This is a genomic window from Vibrio superstes (assembly GCF_003569005.1).
GTDB classification, from domain to species: domain Bacteria; phylum Pseudomonadota; class Gammaproteobacteria; order Enterobacterales; family Vibrionaceae; genus Vibrio; species Vibrio superstes.
In genome coordinates this window covers 670,953-688,283 of the sequence record NZ_BCUR01000004.1, presented here as the reverse complement: position 1 = coordinate 688,283, position 17,331 = coordinate 670,953, and the positions used below count along the sequence as shown (strand labels likewise).

At 46.5% G+C, this 17,331-nt stretch carries 12 protein-coding genes and 1 pseudogene; 5 read left to right on the top strand and 8 right to left on the bottom strand.

Features of this window, described 5'->3' with window-relative positions; all coding sequences use genetic code 11:
• Positions 1 to 150: 150 nt before the first annotated feature.
• From D5I41_RS11110 to D5I41_RS11105, 3 genes and pseudogenes are all read right to left on the bottom strand, one after another.
• The gene (locus D5I41_RS11110; RefSeq protein ID WP_119009847.1) at positions 151 to 1,107 is read right to left on the bottom strand and encodes a fasciclin domain-containing protein; all 957 of its coding nucleotides are present in this window, start codon (positions 1,105 to 1,107) and stop codon (positions 151 to 153) included.
• A gap of 181 nt (positions 1,108 to 1,288) precedes the next feature.
• A pseudogene (locus D5I41_RS21635) lies at positions 1,289 to 1,848 on the bottom strand (transposase); the annotation flags it as partial.
• A gap of 444 nt (positions 1,849 to 2,292) precedes the next feature.
• Positions 2,293 to 2,865, bottom strand: a complete 573-nt coding sequence (locus D5I41_RS11105; RefSeq protein WP_119009846.1) for an LON peptidase substrate-binding domain-containing protein — start codon at positions 2,863 to 2,865, stop codon at positions 2,293 to 2,295.
• 291 nt (positions 2,866 to 3,156) lie between these two features.
• Between D5I41_RS11105 and D5I41_RS11100 the strand changes: the two genes are divergently transcribed.
• The 4 genes from D5I41_RS11100 to csdA all read left to right on the top strand — a co-directional run bounded on the left by D5I41_RS11100 (position 3,157) and on the right by csdA (position 6,771).
• Entirely contained in the window at positions 3,157 to 3,966 is an 810-nt protein-coding gene (locus tag D5I41_RS11100) for a nucleoside-specific channel-forming Tsx family protein (RefSeq protein ID WP_119011495.1), read from the top strand.
• Positions 3,967 to 4,081: 115 nt separating this feature from the next.
• Positions 4,082 to 4,972 (top strand): 2-dehydropantoate 2-reductase, encoded by an 891-nt coding sequence (gene panE / locus D5I41_RS11095; RefSeq protein ID WP_235868902.1) that lies wholly within the window; start codon positions 4,082 to 4,084, stop codon positions 4,970 to 4,972.
• Positions 4,962 to 5,567, top strand: coding sequence for a DJ-1 family glyoxalase III (locus D5I41_RS11090; protein WP_119009844.1), 606 nt, complete (start codon positions 4,962 to 4,964; stop codon positions 5,565 to 5,567). The genes panE and D5I41_RS11090 overlap by 11 nt, the downstream gene beginning before the upstream one ends.
• A complete protein-coding gene (gene csdA / locus D5I41_RS11085) occupies positions 5,560 to 6,771 on the top strand; it encodes a cysteine desulfurase CsdA (RefSeq protein ID WP_119009843.1) in 1,212 nt (403 codons plus the stop codon). Before D5I41_RS11090 ends, csdA begins: the two co-directional genes overlap by 8 nt.
• 141 nt (positions 6,772 to 6,912) lie before the next feature.
• Here the strand turns inward: csdA and csdE are convergent, their stop codons facing one another.
• The 3 genes from csdE to mltA all read right to left on the bottom strand — a co-directional run bounded on the left by csdE (position 6,913) and on the right by mltA (position 9,637).
• Positions 6,913 to 7,383, bottom strand: coding sequence for a cysteine desulfurase sulfur acceptor subunit CsdE (csdE, locus tag D5I41_RS11080; RefSeq protein ID WP_119009842.1), 471 nt, complete (start codon positions 7,381 to 7,383; stop codon positions 6,913 to 6,915).
• Positions 7,384 to 7,395: 12 nt separating this feature from the next.
• A complete protein-coding gene (gene tcdA / locus D5I41_RS11075) occupies positions 7,396 to 8,208 on the bottom strand; it encodes a tRNA cyclic N6-threonylcarbamoyladenosine(37) synthase TcdA (RefSeq protein ID WP_017031185.1) in 813 nt (270 codons plus the stop codon).
• Between the two features lie 334 nt (positions 8,209 to 8,542).
• Positions 8,543 to 9,637, bottom strand: a complete 1,095-nt coding sequence (gene mltA / locus D5I41_RS11070; protein ID WP_119009841.1) for a murein transglycosylase A — start codon at positions 9,635 to 9,637, stop codon at positions 8,543 to 8,545.
• A 192-nt stretch (positions 9,638 to 9,829) separates the two neighbouring features.
• On the opposite strand from mltA, the gene argA reads away from it, so the two are divergent.
• Positions 9,830 to 11,149 carry an amino-acid N-acetyltransferase gene (gene argA / locus D5I41_RS11065; protein WP_119009840.1) on the top strand — a complete coding sequence of 440 codons (1,320 nt, stop codon included), beginning with the start codon at positions 9,830 to 9,832 and terminating at the stop codon, positions 11,147 to 11,149.
• Between the two features lie 14 nt (positions 11,150 to 11,163).
• Here the strand turns inward: argA and recD are convergent, their stop codons facing one another.
• A complete protein-coding gene (recD, locus tag D5I41_RS11060) occupies positions 11,164 to 13,323 on the bottom strand; it encodes an exodeoxyribonuclease V subunit alpha (RefSeq protein ID WP_119009839.1) in 2,160 nt (719 codons plus the stop codon).
• Positions 13,323 to 16,907 carry an exodeoxyribonuclease V subunit beta gene (gene recB, locus D5I41_RS11055; RefSeq protein ID WP_119009838.1) on the bottom strand — a complete coding sequence of 1,195 codons (3,585 nt, stop codon included), beginning with the start codon at positions 16,905 to 16,907 and terminating at the stop codon, positions 13,323 to 13,325. Before recB ends, recD begins: the two co-directional genes overlap by 1 nt.
• Positions 16,908 to 17,331: the final 424 nt, after the last annotated feature.

Here is a 17,331-nt window from a genome sequence, read left to right as displayed (position 1 = left end):
ATCATTAATGGCATACACGCTATAGTGCTGGTGGCATAGCTATATCAACTAACTAGTGCGAAGCAAGTAATTGGTTGTGTTGTGTCTAGATAAGCCAATGCTCGATATGTATCGAGCATTGGCTTATCTAGGGTGAGGTGTGATCGGCTTCTAATCGATAATCACAGCATCAATAACATGGATAACACCATTGGTAGTGTATACATCTCTAATGATAACGGTAGAACCACCTACGGTTAGTGTGTCAGTTTCTTCATCAATGGCGATAGCGATTTCTTTCATTGCCATCGTAGTTGCACTAGTTCCGTTTAAACTCATCGCTGTGACTGAATCTACCGCAGCGTCTTGAACAACGTGGTTGAGCAAAATAGTTGCCAAGTCTGGATTGGCTAACAAAGTGGCAGCGTCAATGTTTAGTTCAGCGAGTAATGCTGTGAAAGCATCGTCGGTTGGCGCAAACACTGTATATGTTTCGTTTTCATCAGCTAGTGCGCCATCTAAATTGGCGGTAATGAGTGCTTGAACTAAAACTGTAAAGCGACCATCGTTTATTGCAGTTTCTACAATATTCGAAGTTGGCTCACCCACGTCCGCAGGCGGCACCAATACTGCATCAATCACATGAATAATGCCGTTTCCGGTGAGGATATCAGTTGCTGTCACTGTGGCGGTATTGACCAATAAGTTTTCACCGCTTAATGACAAGGCAGAGTTATCACCGTTAACCTTTTCTACTGTAGTACCAGCAAGTCCTATAGCAGTTGCTGCATCAACTTCTCCAGCAATTACATGGTACGTTAGAATATCAGCCAGATCTGGACTGCCTAATAGCTCATCGGCAGTTAGATTATTCTCCATCAAAAACTTCTCGAAAGCAGCATCTGTTGGAGCAAACACAGTAAGCTCGGCATTTGGATCTGATAAAGTGTCTACAAGGTCGGCTTGCTGAGCGGCTGCTACTAAGGTTGTAAAATTGCCATCGGCAACCGCAGCATCGGCGATCGTAGCCGCGCTAAGGGTTGAACTTGTATCATCATCATCATCGTCACAAGCAGTAACGAAAAATAAAGTCAGTGTAGCGAGTAAGGTAGCTTTTAATAGTTTCATAATTTTGTCCCATTTCCTTTGTTAGGCAATTAAGATACGGCTGAATCTTTCATCTAGATCAAACAAAGCCGACACATATTTGTCGGCTTCAGATTGCAGGCGAACACCATTTTTCGGCGGAGTTCTCTTTTAATAAGCTACCGTTCGGGTTACGATCGCGATTTTTTACTTATTACGCACTTTATCTTCTGAAGGCTGATGTTTGGTTCCTAAACGTTGGGAAATGCTTTATTTGAACCCTTTTTAGCCTCAATCTTTGTAGATGATTCACCACCAGAGCTATCTTCCTGATATTTAGAGCAGTTGTTGCCATCCAACATTGCATTTGTACTTTCGCCAAACTGCGGAAGCGAGCATAACAATGTCAATGGCGTTGTTCTGCATCTGCGAAACGTTGTTCTATAGTCTCACTCCGACGCAGATAAGTTTTCAGACCATAGGGTGAGAGCCGCATCGTATTGGATCGCTCAACAGCTTCACTGTAGAGGTGCCTCGTTACTACTTTTCATATTTTGGCTTGTCGTACAGTCGTGTCTAACTAGGCGAACGCACATTGTTTGGCGTCTGAGTGACACTCTCTGTATCCACCTTTAGCCGCTGTCTTATAAACAAGGTTTTGCCCTGCCGGACATAAGAAAGTATCGTTGTCCCTGCTGTGTTTGAAGTGTTTTTCTTAAACGTGTTCTTGGTTCCCAATAGACGGCAATAACCGAACACGCCTAAGATGCCTCGACTCTTTATGCATTAGGTAAGCGGTGCCGTAAAGTTTCATGAATATCCAAGTCGACCTATCCAGATACTTCGATACTCTACTCCACCGATTGCTGGGGAAATGTGTGCGTGAGCGGATATGATGTAGTGGTTTTTCTTGACCTTCTCTGTCATTTCATCAAGTCAGGGCAGGTTGAGAGGGACTTATTAATTGCAACGCATCAGAGTATAACTCTGGGCGGCTAAACCTCTCCATTGTCGTCTGGTACATTGTCAATGAGTTCGAACTGCATCTTTATCGACGCCACCAAACCAAGAACAACCGGAAAGACTGGTGATCCCTAAACGACAGTATAAAAAAGGACATCGTTTATCCATTGAAAAGAAGCGGCAGAGGCTAACGATGTGTTGCTGAGCAAAATACGCGCAGCAGGTTCAGCATGCCTCAGACATGGTTGTGGTTCCGGATATCATTCATTGAGCTTCAATGGCTTGGCAGAGGAACCTCAACGCTTCATCACAATCCGCTTGGGAAATGAGGTGCTCAAATTGCTGCTGCTCTATCGGTAGCAGTTCCAACCATCTCTGGCTTACCCAGGTTGCATCATCAAAGAAGCAATGTGAGTAAAGATTCTTAATCTCCGGAAATCGCTGATAAACCCTTTGCAATTTATCACTGATGTAAAGGTTGTCTCGTGAGAGTTCTCGGCTATCCCAGTTGCAGAGATTCTCTACCTCCCCGCACCGTAAGCCATCAAACTCACTCCAAACCCTTTTCACCCTGAAGCGACGAGTTCCCACAATAGTTACACCAAGGAAACCGTCTGAAAGTTGCTCAAAATCGATGATTTCTGCGAGTGTGCCGACACGAGAGATATTTCTAGGAGAAGAAGTAGTTGGTTCACTTATTAAACAAACACCAAAACCCTCTCCCGCTTTACAACAGTCGCTGATCATACGCTTATAGCGAGGTTCAAAGATTCTTAGGTTCATTTTCCCTTCAGGTAAAACGACCGAACTTAAGGGAAACAGTTTGATTACAGACATAAGCCACTCTTCTTTTCTAATCTCCAGAACTGTTACGCAAACGAAAATAGATAGATCAGAAATCCTGCCACATTTTGTTACCCAAAAAGTTCCCTTGAAAATGTCCGTTTGACTGACCTTTGAGCACCCTCTTTACAAAAGTGTGATTGAGATCACCGATCTGAATTGAACTTTTACATTTTGCCACTTCCATTTGCGTGCCAGATCTCTATTATTCGCTTCACGGAAACGGTTGCTATGGAATGGCAAGTTCATTTTTTCGCAAAAACATTTTTTAGAGTACCCATTATTATGCGTAAATCACTTTTAACTCTTGGCCTACTAGCGGCTACTTCAGCACCTGTAATGGCTGCTGACTACACAGACGGTGACATCCACAAGAACGATTACAAATGGTTGCAATTCAACCTAATGGGTGCTTTCGATGAAAAGCCTGGCAACTCTAGCCACGACTACCTAGAAATGGAATTCGGCGGCCGCTCTGGTATCTTCGACCTATACGGCTACGTTGATGTATTCAACCTACTAAGCAACCCTAGCTCTGATAAAGCTGACGCTGACGCAAAAATGTTCATGAAGTTTGCGCCTCGTATGTCTATCGACGCGATGACTAAGAAAGACCTGTCTTTTGGTCCAGTACAAGAGCTTTACATTGCTTCTGAAATCACTTGGGATGGAGTTACAACTAACGCTGCTAAAGGCACATTTGGTGTAAACCAACAAAAAATTGGTCTTGGTTCTGACGTGATGGTTCCTTGGTTAGGCAAAATCGGCCTTAACCTTTACGGTACTTATGACTCAAACGTAAAAGATTGGAACGGTTTCCAAGTATCTACTAACTGGTTCAAACCTTTCTACTTCTTCGAGAACGGTTCATTCGTTTCTTACCAAGGTTACATTGACTACCAATTCGGCATGGAAGAAGAATACTCTTCAGCTAGCAACGGCGGCGCAATGTTCAACGGCATCTACTGGCACTCAGATCGTTACGCAGTAGGTTACGGCCTTAAGCTATACAAAGATGTATACGGTATCAAAGATAGCGATGCATTCGAATCATCAGGCGTAAGTCACTACGTTGCAGTAACTTACAAGTTCTAAGTCGAACTCTAAGTTATAAAGAAGGCGCTTTTTAGCGCCTTTTTTGATCCCGTTAATTCGCGAAATGATGCTATTGAGAGTATCCTAGCCATGCATGAATACTCTGGAGTATGGTTTGAATATTTGCATCCTTGGCGCCGGTGCCATTGGCTCTCTTTGGGCCTGCTATCTCAACAACGCTGGTCACACTGTCTCGTTATGGACTCGCGGTTCTGAGTCATCACTCTCACTGTCGCTAGATCAACAACCCGCTATTGTATTTCCCTGTAATCAAGAGACTCAGTTGGCAAGTGCCGATTTACTGATCGTGACCGTTAAGGCGTGGCAAGTACAAAGCGCGCTTCTACCCATTACTTCATTGCTAAAGCCCGATTGCTCTATTGTATTTAGTCACAATGGCATGGGCGCTGTTGAGGCTGTCTTAGGACAAATTTTTGAGCATCCTGCTTTTTTTGCCACAACCACTCATGGTGCACTGCGAAAAAATAAACAGCAGGTTCTTCATACCGGTCAAGGACAAACCATTATTGGGCCTCTTAATAACAAGGCTGAAGCGGGACTCGATCATTTAGTTCAAACCTTTAATCTGGCACTGCCCCCTGCCCAAGCTGATAGGAATATCTATCAAGCATTGTGGAATAAACTTGCGATCAACTGCTGTATTAATCCACTCACGGCTTTAAAAGGTTGCCGAAATGGTCAGTTAGCGGCAAGAGATACCCTAGAGATCATTGAGATTTTATGTATTGAGATAAGTGCAGTGATAAATGCCGAAGGCTTCTCTTGTGACAATACTGAGCTATTTGCTCGAACAAAACAGGTGATAGAAGCCACAAGCGAGAACTTCTCATCCATGCATCAAGATATTCATAACAATCGCCCAACAGAGATCGACTATATTACTGGGTACTTACTCGAACGAGCACGAGCGCATGACATTGATACGCCAATGAACGAGAATCTCTTTGAGCAGATAAAACAGAAAGAGGCCAAAAATGACCATTAAAGCCTTAGTTCCTATTGCACCAGGCACGGAAGAAATGGAAGCAATTACCATTATTGATGTACTCATTCGCGCTAACTATCAAGTCACCGTCGCCAGTGTCGATCCTGAAGGCGCACTGACATTCAAAGGTTCAAGAGGGATTCCCCTTACTGCAGAAGTGAAACTTGTAGATGTAGCCGACGAAGAATTTGACGTCATCGCTATGCCTGGCGGTGTGGGGGGGGCGGAGGTTTTTCAAAAAAGTATTCTACTCGTCGAAATGGTTAAGCAGCAGCACTACGATGGCAGGCTAAATGCCGCCATTTGTGCCACCCCTGCACTCATGCTGCAACACCACGGTTTATATCCCGACGCTCTTATGACTTGTCACCCAAACTTCAAGTCACATATCCCAGAGCAAAACTGGCGTGAGAAACGGGTGACCTACGATCAACTCCATAAGCTACTGACGAGTCAAGGTCCAGCGACCGCCTTTGAGTTTGCTATGGAGATTATTATTCTGCTTTCTGGTAAAGCCTTCGCTTGGAGCGTGGCTGAGCCAATGGTGCCACTACCTAACCTTCACTATCACGAACTAGGAGCTAAAGGTGTTTGATATTCACGCCATTCGAGCCCAATTTCCAGCCTTACAACAACAAGTAAATCATCAACCTTTGGTTTATCTTGATAGTGCTGCAACTACGCAAAAACCCGCAACAGTTATCGATACCATTAGTCAGTACTACTCTCAGCACAACGCTAATGTGCACAGAGGAAGCCATAGCCTAACTGCGTCTGCTACTACCGCCTTTGAAGGGGCAAGAGATAAGGTGCGCACCTTTATCAACGCCTCCTCAAACAAGGAGATCGTGTGGACTCGCGGGGCCACCGAAGCGATCAACCTTATTGCACAGACCTATGCTCGAAACTCATTAAAAGCAGGTGATGAGATACTCATCAGTGAAATGGAGCACCACGCAAACATAGTTCCATGGCAGATTGTTGCTGAGCAAACGGGGGCAACCGTCGTTAAGATCCCTATGTTGCCAAACTGCACACTGGATCTAGAAGCCTATCACTCACTGCTTAATGATAACACCAAGATTTTGGCTATTGGTCAGGTATCAAATGTCACAGGTACTCGCCATCCCATCGAGAAAATGATTGCCCTTGCAAGACAATTTAACACCACAGTTGTGGTCGATGGCGCGCAAGGCATTGTGCATGAACCTATAGATGTACAAGCCCTCGATTGTGACTTCTACGTGTTCTCTGGCCACAAGCTTTACGCACCAACCGGTATCGGCGTGCTCTATGGGAAGCTAGCACTTCTAGAAGCTATGCCTCCATGGCACGGAGGCGGTAAGATGGTGCAAAAGGTGAGCTTTTCGGGCACCTCGTTCAGTGATCTTCCAGGAAAGTTTGAAGCAGGCACACCAAATGTGGCTGGAGCACTCGCCCTTTCCAGTGCCATAGATTGGCTCAAAGACATAGATCATCAGAGCGCCGAAAAACATGTGCAGGCATTGCAGAAAAAAGCCTATCAGGCTATCTGCAATATCGAAGATATAGAGCTAGTGGGTTATCAAGCTGGGGCGAGTGTCATCAGTTTTATAATGCCAGGCATACATCATCAGGACATTGCTACCCTGCTTGATCAACAAGGTATTGCGCTACGCGCCGGTCATCACTGCGCGCACCCATTGATGGATGCACTGGGAATAAAGGGGACGGTAAGAGTCTCGTTTGGGGTTTACAACACTGAGCAAGAGGTGGATGCATTTATTGCCGCCCTCACTAAAGCCGTGGATATGCTTTAAAAGAAGCCGCGAGCTGTCAGTGGTTAGCTATCAGCTAAAAGCTCACAACAATATACGGGATTACAAGAAAAAAGGGCCGGATATGAAGCACTAGGTGCGTTCAAAAGACAGACTCAACGCTGATCACTTGTAGCTTGTAGCTTACTGCTGCTCTACCGCCAGAGTTTGTATCTGCTCAACAATGGCTGTAAGCCCATTACCGCGTGATGGGCTTAAATGCTGCATTAAGCCAAGGCTTTCAAAGTAACCTTCCACATCAAACTGCTGGATCTGCTCGCTGGTTTTACCATTGAAAACCGCTAACACTAATGCAATCAAGCCACGCACAATACGTGCATCAGAATCCGCGCAAAATTGCCAAACGCCATTGACCTGCTGGCCAACTAGCCATACCTGACTTTCACATCCCGCGACAAGCACTTGCTCTGCCTTAAGCGACTCTGGCATTGTTGGCAGTTTCTTGCCCCACTGTATCACTTGACGATAGCGCTGCTCCCAACCCTGACACTGCTGTATCTGCGCTAGAATATCCGCCTCTGTGATCGAGGTGCCAAAAGGGTTCTCAATCGAGTTCTCAGTCGAGTTCTCTGTCGGGTTCTCAGGATAAGTCATTGTTGTTCGGCCTTAGTTCGAGCTGTGCTTTTGAATCAGTTTCTCAATGATACGCGAGACCGCCACGAAACCAAAGGTTGCTGTCACTACGGTCGCCGCGCCAAAGCCAGTGGCACAATCCATACGCTTAGGCCCTTCCGCTGTGGATTTAACAGCGCAAACACTGCCGTCCGCTTGTGGGTATTTCAGTTGCTCAGTAGAAAAGACACAGTCGATAGCAAACTTCCGCTTTGGATTCTTGCTAAAGTTGTGGAAGCGACGCAGCTGATCTTTGATCTTCTTCGCCAATGGGTCTTGCACGGTTTTGCTCAGGTCCGCAACACAGATCTGTGTGGGGTCAACCTGACCACCAGCGCCACCAATAGTAATCACCTTAATCTTGTTACTGCGGCAATAGGCCAGCAAAGATGCCTTTGCTTTAACGCTATCAATCGCATCCAGCACATAGTCAAACTCTTTGCTCAGATACTCTGCTTGGTTGTCTTGATCGATAAAGTCATCAATCAGGTTAACCTTACAATCAGGGTTAATTAAAGCGACACGCTCAGCCATCACTTCAATCTTGCTTTTACCTACAGTGCCTGTCATGGCATGGATTTGACGGTTAATGTTGGTTACACACACATCATCCATATCAATCAGGGTTAACTCACCGACACCGCTTCGCGCCAAAGCCTCTACAGCCCAAGAACCAACGCCACCAATACCAATCACGCACACATGAGCGGCGCGTAAGATCTCTACCTCACTATTACCATACAGGCGACGAGTTCCACCAAAGCGTTGGTCATAGGATTCGGATGCTGGGGTCGTTAATTCTCGCATGACGATTTTTCTCTGAACATAAAACAACAAGAGTGCGTTTTATACGCACTCTTGTGATCAATGTCTATACCTTAGGGGGTTAATCGCTGTCAGCGATCAGCTGTAAGCCGTTATTAGTACATATTGAAAAACATATGCTAAACAACAAACCGTCGTCCTCGAGGTGTTTTCCGGGCTGGCGCACCAGTCGGGGGACCTTTTAATTGTGCCACCTATAAGCAGATTCCCAATAAAAGCACTCGGGAATGACTCATAACCTAGAGCACGACTTGTCAACAAGGTGCAATATGGCTCATGGCTTGTGACTAGCGGCTTGCAACTCGAAGCTTGAAACTTATTGACTCGGCAACTGCCAAGGGTTAGCGGTTTCTGAGTTTTCTAATCCTAGTTTCCACACTCGGCCAAAGTGCTTATAGTGCCCTGACTGCACGCCTGCTCGAGCGCCCATGCCGTGATAAAGGTCGAGGTGGTTTTGTTTTACCGCTCCGCCCGTATCTAGCACTAGTAGCAAACGCAGTGCATGAGCGCCAGACCAAGTACCATCAGCATTTAATAAAGGCACCTCAGCAAGAATTGGAGTACCCATAGGCAAAAGCTCTCTGTCCCCTGCCACCGAGGCCATTGGTAGCAATGGGATACCTGCGGTTCCGCGTACCGCTAGATCATCTTTTGGCACAAAGAACACATAAGAAGGGTTTTGTTCAAGCAGCTCTTTCACCGTCTCTTCATCATTTTCTGTCACCCATTGCTTGATGGCTTGAAGTGACATCTTTTCTTTATCAACTAAGTCACGCTCAATCAGAATACGGCCAATGCTGACGTAAGGTCGGTTGTTTTTACCCGCATAGGCAAAATACTGCATGCTGTTGTCATCACCAAAGTGTACAAAGCCGCTGCCTTGAACCTCCATTAAGAAAGGATCAATCATGTTATCGGCATAACCGAGTTCAAGCCCTTTCCCCTCGAGTGCACCATCATAGATCTGCGCGCGAGTTGGACATTGCTGAGAACAGCTAGGTTTTCCGTAAACAGGGTACTTGTAGGTGGCATCAGGCTCATGACGCAACTCAATCACAGGAGAGAAGTAACCGGTAAACATTACATTGCCCTTACTATCTCCCCCTTTCATCTGGGCACTTTGTACACCGTAGCTGGCAAGCTCAGTCGGGTCTCCACTTTGCTGAGCCCACTCAGACAGTTGCTGATAAAGGTCTTGATACTTATTCGCCATTGACGGTGAGTTATCCAACACCTGTTTTGCCTGCGCATCAAATGAATTGAGATCCCTAAAGGCGTTGCTCTCAACGGTATCTGTTTGAGTAAGGGGTTGCTGAAACTCTTGGTCAAAATCTTGCTGACCACGTTCAGCCTGCTGAGCACACCCTGCCATCAAAGTAGCAAGGGTAAGAAGGGGAATAAATTTGTGCATTGACTGGGTTTTATGTCCTTGAATAAACCTTAGAAAAGCAGAATGACAAACTCCCCTGCTTTGCGCAATGCCTGTAAGAAAAATCACACACAATTAACATAGGAGTGCGCCATTCTTCATTATGCGGTTAATAGTTGTAATTATATAAATAGTCATTATTATTGTATAAAAATTCACTTAAAGAGTTTAGCCATGTATCGCAGTACTGAGCTGGTAAAAGGATTTCGTCAGTCCACCCCATACGTAAACGCACACCGTGATAGCACTATGGTGATTTACCTGTGTGGCGAGGCACTTAGTCATGATAATTTTCCTAATATTGTCAGTGATATCGCTCTGCTACATAGTCTTGGGGTGAAACTCGTTCTAGTACATGGGGCTCGTCCGCAGATAGATCAGCGCTTGGGTCAGCAATCATTAAGCTCGCCCTACCATAAAGATATTCGCGTAACAGAATCCTCAATGCTTCCGCATGTCATGCAGGCTTCAGGGCAGTTGCAACTCGCCATCACTGCTCATTTGTCTATGAGTCTGAACAACACGCCAATGGCGGGAACTCAATTAAACGTGGTCAGTGGCAATTTCGTTATCGCACAGCCTCTGGGGATCGAAGACGGCATCGATTATCAGCACAGTGGCCGAGTAAGACGTATCGATGCGGAGGGAATCAGTCGCACGCTAGAGCAAGGCTCCATTGTGTTGATTGGCCCTGTCGCTGGTTCAGTTACCGGAGAGTGCTTTAACCTTGTTTCAGAAGAACTTGCCACTCAGGTGGCCATCAAGTTAAGCGCTGACAAGCTGATCGGATTTAGCTCAGACCAAGGCTATATCAAACCCAATGGAGAGGTTGCAGCAGAGTTATTCCCTCATGAGGTGGAGCATATTCTGCAACAAGAGGCGGATAACAATGCGCCGAACACGCACCGTTTCTTGCAAGCAGCAGTCAAAGCGTGCCGTAAAGGGGTGCAACGCAGCCACTTAGTCAGCTATGTTGATGATGGAGCCTTAATCCAGGAGCTCTTCTCTAGAGACGGGATTGGTACACAAGTCGTCACCGCGAGTGCGGAGCAAGTGCGTATCGCGAGTATTGATGATATCGGCGGTATTTTGGATCTAATAGAGCCACTGGAGAATAATGGCATCTTAGTGCGTCGCTCTCGTGAGCAACTAGAGCAAGAGATTGAGCGCTTTACCATCATAGTCAAAGACCAACTTATTATTGGCTGCGCTGCACTCTATCCCTATATTGAAGACCAAATGGCGGAAATGGCGTGTGTGGCTATTCACCCTGAGTACCGAGATGGAAATAGAGGTGCTCACCTGCTTGCGCATATGAAGAACCAAGCTGATTCTCTAGGGATCAAGCAGCTGTTTATTCTCACCACCCACAGTTTGCATTGGTTTAGGGAGCAAGGCTTTAGTGAAATCGATCTTGAGGCCCTGCCCATTAAAAAGCAGGACCTTTATAACTTCCAGCGTAAGTCAAAAATCCTAGCGCTGGATGTCACCTAATAGCCGTTAAATCGTTAGCCATCGGTCGCCAAACGCTGCGACAGGTGACTGCTTCGCGCTGTTTTCTGTTTTATAGCCCGTTGCATAATAGCTTTATCGGCATACACACTCAGCTGATGTTTCGCTCGAGTCACTCCAGTATAATACAGCTCTCGCGTCAATACCGGAGTTGGCGTCTTAGGTAGCAATAGCAAGGTGTGGCTAAACTCACTCCCCTGTGATTTATGTATTGTCATTGAGTAGGCCGTTTCGTGTGGCGGAACCCTGCTAGGTAGTACGCCCTTTACACTGCCATCGGGAAGCTCGAAATATACCTTTAAACGCGGCTCTTCTAAGCTCTCGTCAAGCAAGCAAATACCAATATCTCCATTATACAACTGCTGGCTATGATCGTTGCTGGTCACCATGACTGGACGCCCGATGTACCATGTGTCCCGCTCTACGGGTATAAGGCCCTTACGCACCAGTGCTCGCTCTATATTGGCATTGGTACCCTCTACCCCAAATTCTCCCTCACGCACAGCGCACAGCAGTCGCGTATTGGCAAAGCTTTGCAAAACGCTCCGAGCAAATGAAGGCATTGTCATTTCGCCATTATTTGCGTATCGCAAAGATAGGTACTCCTGATAACGCGCTACTAGGGTATTGATGAGCTGTTGGTAACTATCAGCGGTTACCTCAAAGTGCTCTATATCTTCAAAGCCTGCCAAGAAGACCTGTTCGGCCTCTTTGCTGCTACCTGAATTAATTGCCCTTGCCAGTTTGCCTACACCAGAACGACTATGGAAACGAAAGCTTTTGTGCAAAACACATAGGCTATCGCCAATCGCGGTTCCTATTTGATTCGAAGACGGTAACTGGTAACCCGTCAGCTTATTGATTAGCTCTCGATGAACCAAGCCATAACCTTGGCCTCCAAGCTGGCAAATATCCCCTAATACAGCGCCAGCCTCAACCGACGACAGTTGGTCTCTGTCACCGAGTAAAATCAACCTAGCGTGAGCAGGCAATGCACTGAGCAATTTGTACATCATAGGCAAATCGACCATAGATGCTTCATCGAGGATCAATAGGTCTAAATGTAAGGGGTTGTTAGAGTTATGCTTGAACTCAGTTCGATTAGGAATAGCGCCAAGTAAACGATGCAAGGTACTGGCTGAGGTTGGGATCCTTTCCTTTATTTCAGGTGCAACGGGTAGTGAGTCTATAGCTTGGCCAATGGACTCGGTAAGACGAGCTGCCGCCTTGCCCGTAGGCGCCGCTAGCTTTATCGTGATATCAGAGTCACTGGATGACACCAAGGCCGCTAGCAGCTTAGAAACCGTCGTCGTTTTCCCTGTACCTGGGCCCCCAGAGATGACGCAGAATCGCCTCGTTAAGGCTGTCGCTGCCGCCACTTTCTGATGGTTCAAGCATGCACTCAAGGGGACATACTCCTTAAGTACCTCAAGGTCGCTAACATTGCGTGCCTGTGTGGCAATAACCACGACTTTATCAAGGGCAATCCCTTCAACATCAAGCACATCCAAAGATTCACAAATAGCTCTTTGAACTACCGCTGTGCTGGCATTGTTTTTCTTCAGTGTCTGGATTTCAGAGAATAGGTAGTTCAACTGCCAAGCGAACAGCTGATCTAGTTGAAGCCTCAATGTGGAGAGCTTACTCGCCTCTATGGCAATGGGCTCTGCATACTCCAATATTTTTTGCGCTAACGCTCCCTCAAAATGCCAATACTTTTGCAAATACAAGCTTCCAAACTCAAACACCAGTGGCAGGCGCATTGCATCTTGGAAATCCTGCGCTACTAAACTAGAGGCGTTGAGCTCGCGGACCCAGTCACATTGCAATAGCTCTGGGGCAAATAAAGGCTCAAGCTGGTTAACCCCTAGCACCTTTAAGGGATTCCAGTTATCTGCAATCGGTAGGCATGAGTTGCCCTTGCTCAGCTCATAACTCACCGCGCAAGCCATAACAGCAATACGCTGCGTTGACGCGCCTTTCTCTTGCGCTGCAAAGAATTTAGCCAGTTGAAAATCAATATCTCTGATCATTCCCACACTGGCCATAACCTCTAACCATTCTAGCCAACTTTTCTTCCGATAATTAGTGAGTTGCTCAGGTGCAATATCGGTAAGATTGAGTGTTTCTGATAGGCTTTCGCTAGTCATTACCATTAGATAGCCTCCTCGCCGCGAATATGTGCATCCAATTCCTCTAGCATTTGTTGCGATGGCTTGGCATGGAAGACGCCATAGTCACCGCTGCCATCCATGCCGCGCAAGAATAGATAAAAACACCCACCAAAATGAGTCTCGTATGAGTAGTCTTGTATCCGGCTGTTTAAGAAGCGGTGTAGCGCCAAGGCATAGACTTGATACTGCGCATCATAGCGATGACCGATCATCGCCTGATCAAGACTCTTCTGATGATAATCCTCTGCACTATCCCCAAGGTGATTGGACTTCCAATCCAGCACATAGTATTTGCCTTGATGCTCAAACACTAAATCAATGAACCCCTTCAACATCCCTTCTACAGGGGCAAAGCCGAGGTCTCCGGCTTGCGCGGTCAGAGAGTCATGCTTATGGGTAATGGCATTAAACCGTTGTGAGGACAGGATTTCGATGGGAAGAAGAAACTCCATCTCCACCAGCCTTTGCTGCGGCTGTTTCTCCGATAGCTTGATCCCATTACCATCTAGGTCGGTATTGAGCACCTTATCGATCATCTCTTGCAGTACCGGCAGCCATTCTTCATCTAGCTGCTCTTTGATCAGAAGCTGCCTGATGATTTGTTCATTGTCTTCAGTAAAGGCTGACTCTGTATATTCGACTTCTTCAAACAGGGTATGCAAAAAAGTACCGGGTCTCGCGCCGCGCGGGAAATTGAACATGGTCTTTTTATTCAAATCAAGCAACGGCGCTTGATCATCAGAGGCATCAATATCTAAGCTAGTATTCAGCCAAACGCTCTCGTCTTTGTGGCTTGAGCCATGTCCTTGCTTCACCAGCCCAGAGTAACTGGTCATTCTCCAGCGCCAATCTATCTGTTGTTGCATCTTATTAGCTTCTAATAGGGACTGCTCAACGTGTGGGGCTTGATAACGAACCTCATCCCAGGCATGCGGTTCACAAACCTGTATTGATGGATATCTGTTTTCTAACACATGCAGAGCACTAGAGAGCGCTGAGGCTTCTTTTGCTTCTGGCCCCTGTAGCAAATAGCCAATAGCACTCAGGTGTGAGCTGGCTTTTTTACTACGACCTTCTTTTAGCGGTGCAACACCGAGATAACAGCCATAGACCGCACGTGTGACCGCAACGTAGATAAGACGCAAATCCTCGGCAAGCCTCTCTTTATCCGAAAGCGCAATGCCATCACTATTATTATCGAGATCAAATCGCGTACGATGCTGCTCAGTATCGTAGTACAGAGCCTTATCACTCTTTCTATAAGCACTGATAAAGGGAACAAAAATAATGTCGTATTCCAAGCCTTTGGATTTGTGGATGGTTACCACCTGAACCAAATTCTTTTCCGACTCTAAGCGTTGCTTTTGTTCGTCTCCAGCATCACCACTACCCGCTTCAAAGATATACTCTTCAAACCAACGCAGTAGCGCATGATCACTTTCTAGCTCTGCTGAGGCTTGTTGCAATAACTCAGCCAGATGCATGAGGTCGGTAAGTATCCGCTCCCCCTGGTGCTCATTTTGTAGTCTCTGGGCTAGCTCTCTATATTGGATGAGCCTACGGATCATCGGCATGATCCCGGACTTCAGCCACAGCTGCCTATAGTCACTAAACTCTTGGCTCAGCAACTCCCAATATTGTTCATCTTGATTCAAACGCTCTAGGTCAAATAAAGAAAGGTCAAACAAAGCACTGGCGGCGGCTGTGCGCAGTGCTCTATCGTTGTCAAAGTGCAATGCTGCACGTAAAAATAGCAGCACATCACTGGCCACTGGGCTTGCAAAAACGCTGTCTCGATTAGAGAGATAAACACTAGCAACGCCTTTCTCCGACAGCGCTCGGCGAACCAAATTTGCCTCACGCCCTGTTCGCACCAGTACCGCTATATTGCCCGCTTGAATTGGCTTGTCTCTAGAGCCATGCAGCAGTGCATCGCCAGTATCGGACGCGCTTAACAGGCGCTGTATTTGCGTAGCGGTGGACTGCGCCATGCTCTGATTATAATCACCCTTTGCTACCGCTTCTCCCTCGTTTTCCTTCAGCCAAACCGTCATGGCTGACTGAGTTTCACCATTGAGCGACCACGACTTTTTATCCGCTCCAGGGCTTGCAGAGACGGCAGTAAAAGGGATGTCATCATCATAAATAAACGCAGAGTCAGCCTCTTGAAACAGTGCGTTACTCGCCTCAACCATATCTTTAGTAGAGCGCCAGTTGGTGGTGAGGTTGAAGTGCGAGGTTACCTCTTTGCGAGCGCGGATATAGGTAAAGATATCGGCGCCACGAAAGGCATAAATTGCCTGCTTAGGGTCACCTATCATGAACAATCCACACTCAGGGTGCTGCAGGTAGAGATGCCTAAAAATATTGTATTGCTGAGGATCGGTATCTTGAAACTCATCAATCATCGCAACAGGATATAGCCCGCGAATACGCTCGGACAACAGCCCTTCATCGTCGGCTTGCAAGGCATAATCGAGCTGGCTCAGCAGGTCGTCAAAAGACAGCTTTTGCTGCTGACCCTTAGCTTTTTGTAACTCAGCTCGACATTCGGGAATGGCATTGCCCAAGATAGCCTGCCTCACCTCAAGATCAGGCAATGAGCAGTAATCATCTATATGATCGAATACCGCATGCTCTGGCGCTTGCTTGTCGGGTTTGGTTTTTGCTTGTAGCGTGCTGATGCTAAAGCGCTCTAGGCACTCCGGCACCGCAATGCTGGAAAGTGGTTTTGCCGCCCAACTATCAATCTGTCCAATCCAGTTCGGTACGTTCTTCTTGTTGTAGGGATTCTTGGTAATCCCAGACTCCATAATCAACTTTTCAAAGTCGGCACTGTCTGCTAACCACTGCTTCTGGAGCTTGGCAAGAACGGCAATACGCTCAGCGTACAGGGTTTCTAGATCTCCCTTTTCGACCTCAGAATGAATATAGACCTCATTACCACTGATAAAGTTATTCAGATCCGCGTACAGGGCTTGCGGTGTTTTCCAGTGACTGCGAATCTCTGACACCATGCTAACGCCCATACCATAGAAATGACGACGCCAATAATCGGCCACCACTTGCTCTTTTAGCTGGGTTTCATCTTTAATAAATTGGCTTTTAAAGCGACTGCCTGATTCAAAAGCATTCTGTGTCAGCATGCGTTGGCAAAAACCGTGGATGGTATAAACCGCGGCTTCATCCATCTGACGCTCGGCTGCCAGTAACAACTCACAGGCGCGATCACGATCATCGGTTTGCTCTAATAGTGGCTTGATCACCGGATCATCGCTGTTGCCTCGACTAAAAGCCACCCGTGCTTGGTGGATCCGCGCTCGAATTCGATCTTTGAGCTCTGCGGTTGCCGCCTCAGTAAAGGTCACTACCAAAATCTGCTCTACGGTAAGCGGTGTTTGGTGCGCTGAGCCGTTATCACCATGACCCAATAACAACCTTAGATAGAGTCCTGCAATGGTAAAGGTTTTTCCCGTGCCTGCAGATGCCTCAATTAAGCGTGCGCCATGCAAAGGAAATGTCATGGTCTCAAGCGGCGCAGGAAGGATTTGCGCATCATTTGTCATAGTGAACCCTATAAATACCTATCGTAGTAAATAATTGCTCAGCCTAGCGGGTTAAAACACTCTATAACGGCGTTAGAATTTTTGATTGTAGAATAACTACTTATCAAAAAAACTGCCTTGTTATCCAGCGTTTTTCCTGCGCTATTTCTGATCACTTACTTACTGTAATAGGTGTAAATATGTGATCAATGTTATGAAGCTGAGTTTCATTGCTGTTTGTTGAGTATTATCCGGTGAAGTTTGCGATCCTACTCACTGATATAACAAACAGTTATGCGTAAGCTTGCCCTCAAATTATGAGTGCTAAGCACCAAGCCTATAAAAAACTAAAAAATAAGAGGTCTCTCTGACCCTTTGGCCACCAGCAATTACCCTACAAATAATAAATGCTGGTGGCCACCCTTTCTCTTCTAGCGGGTTCCCG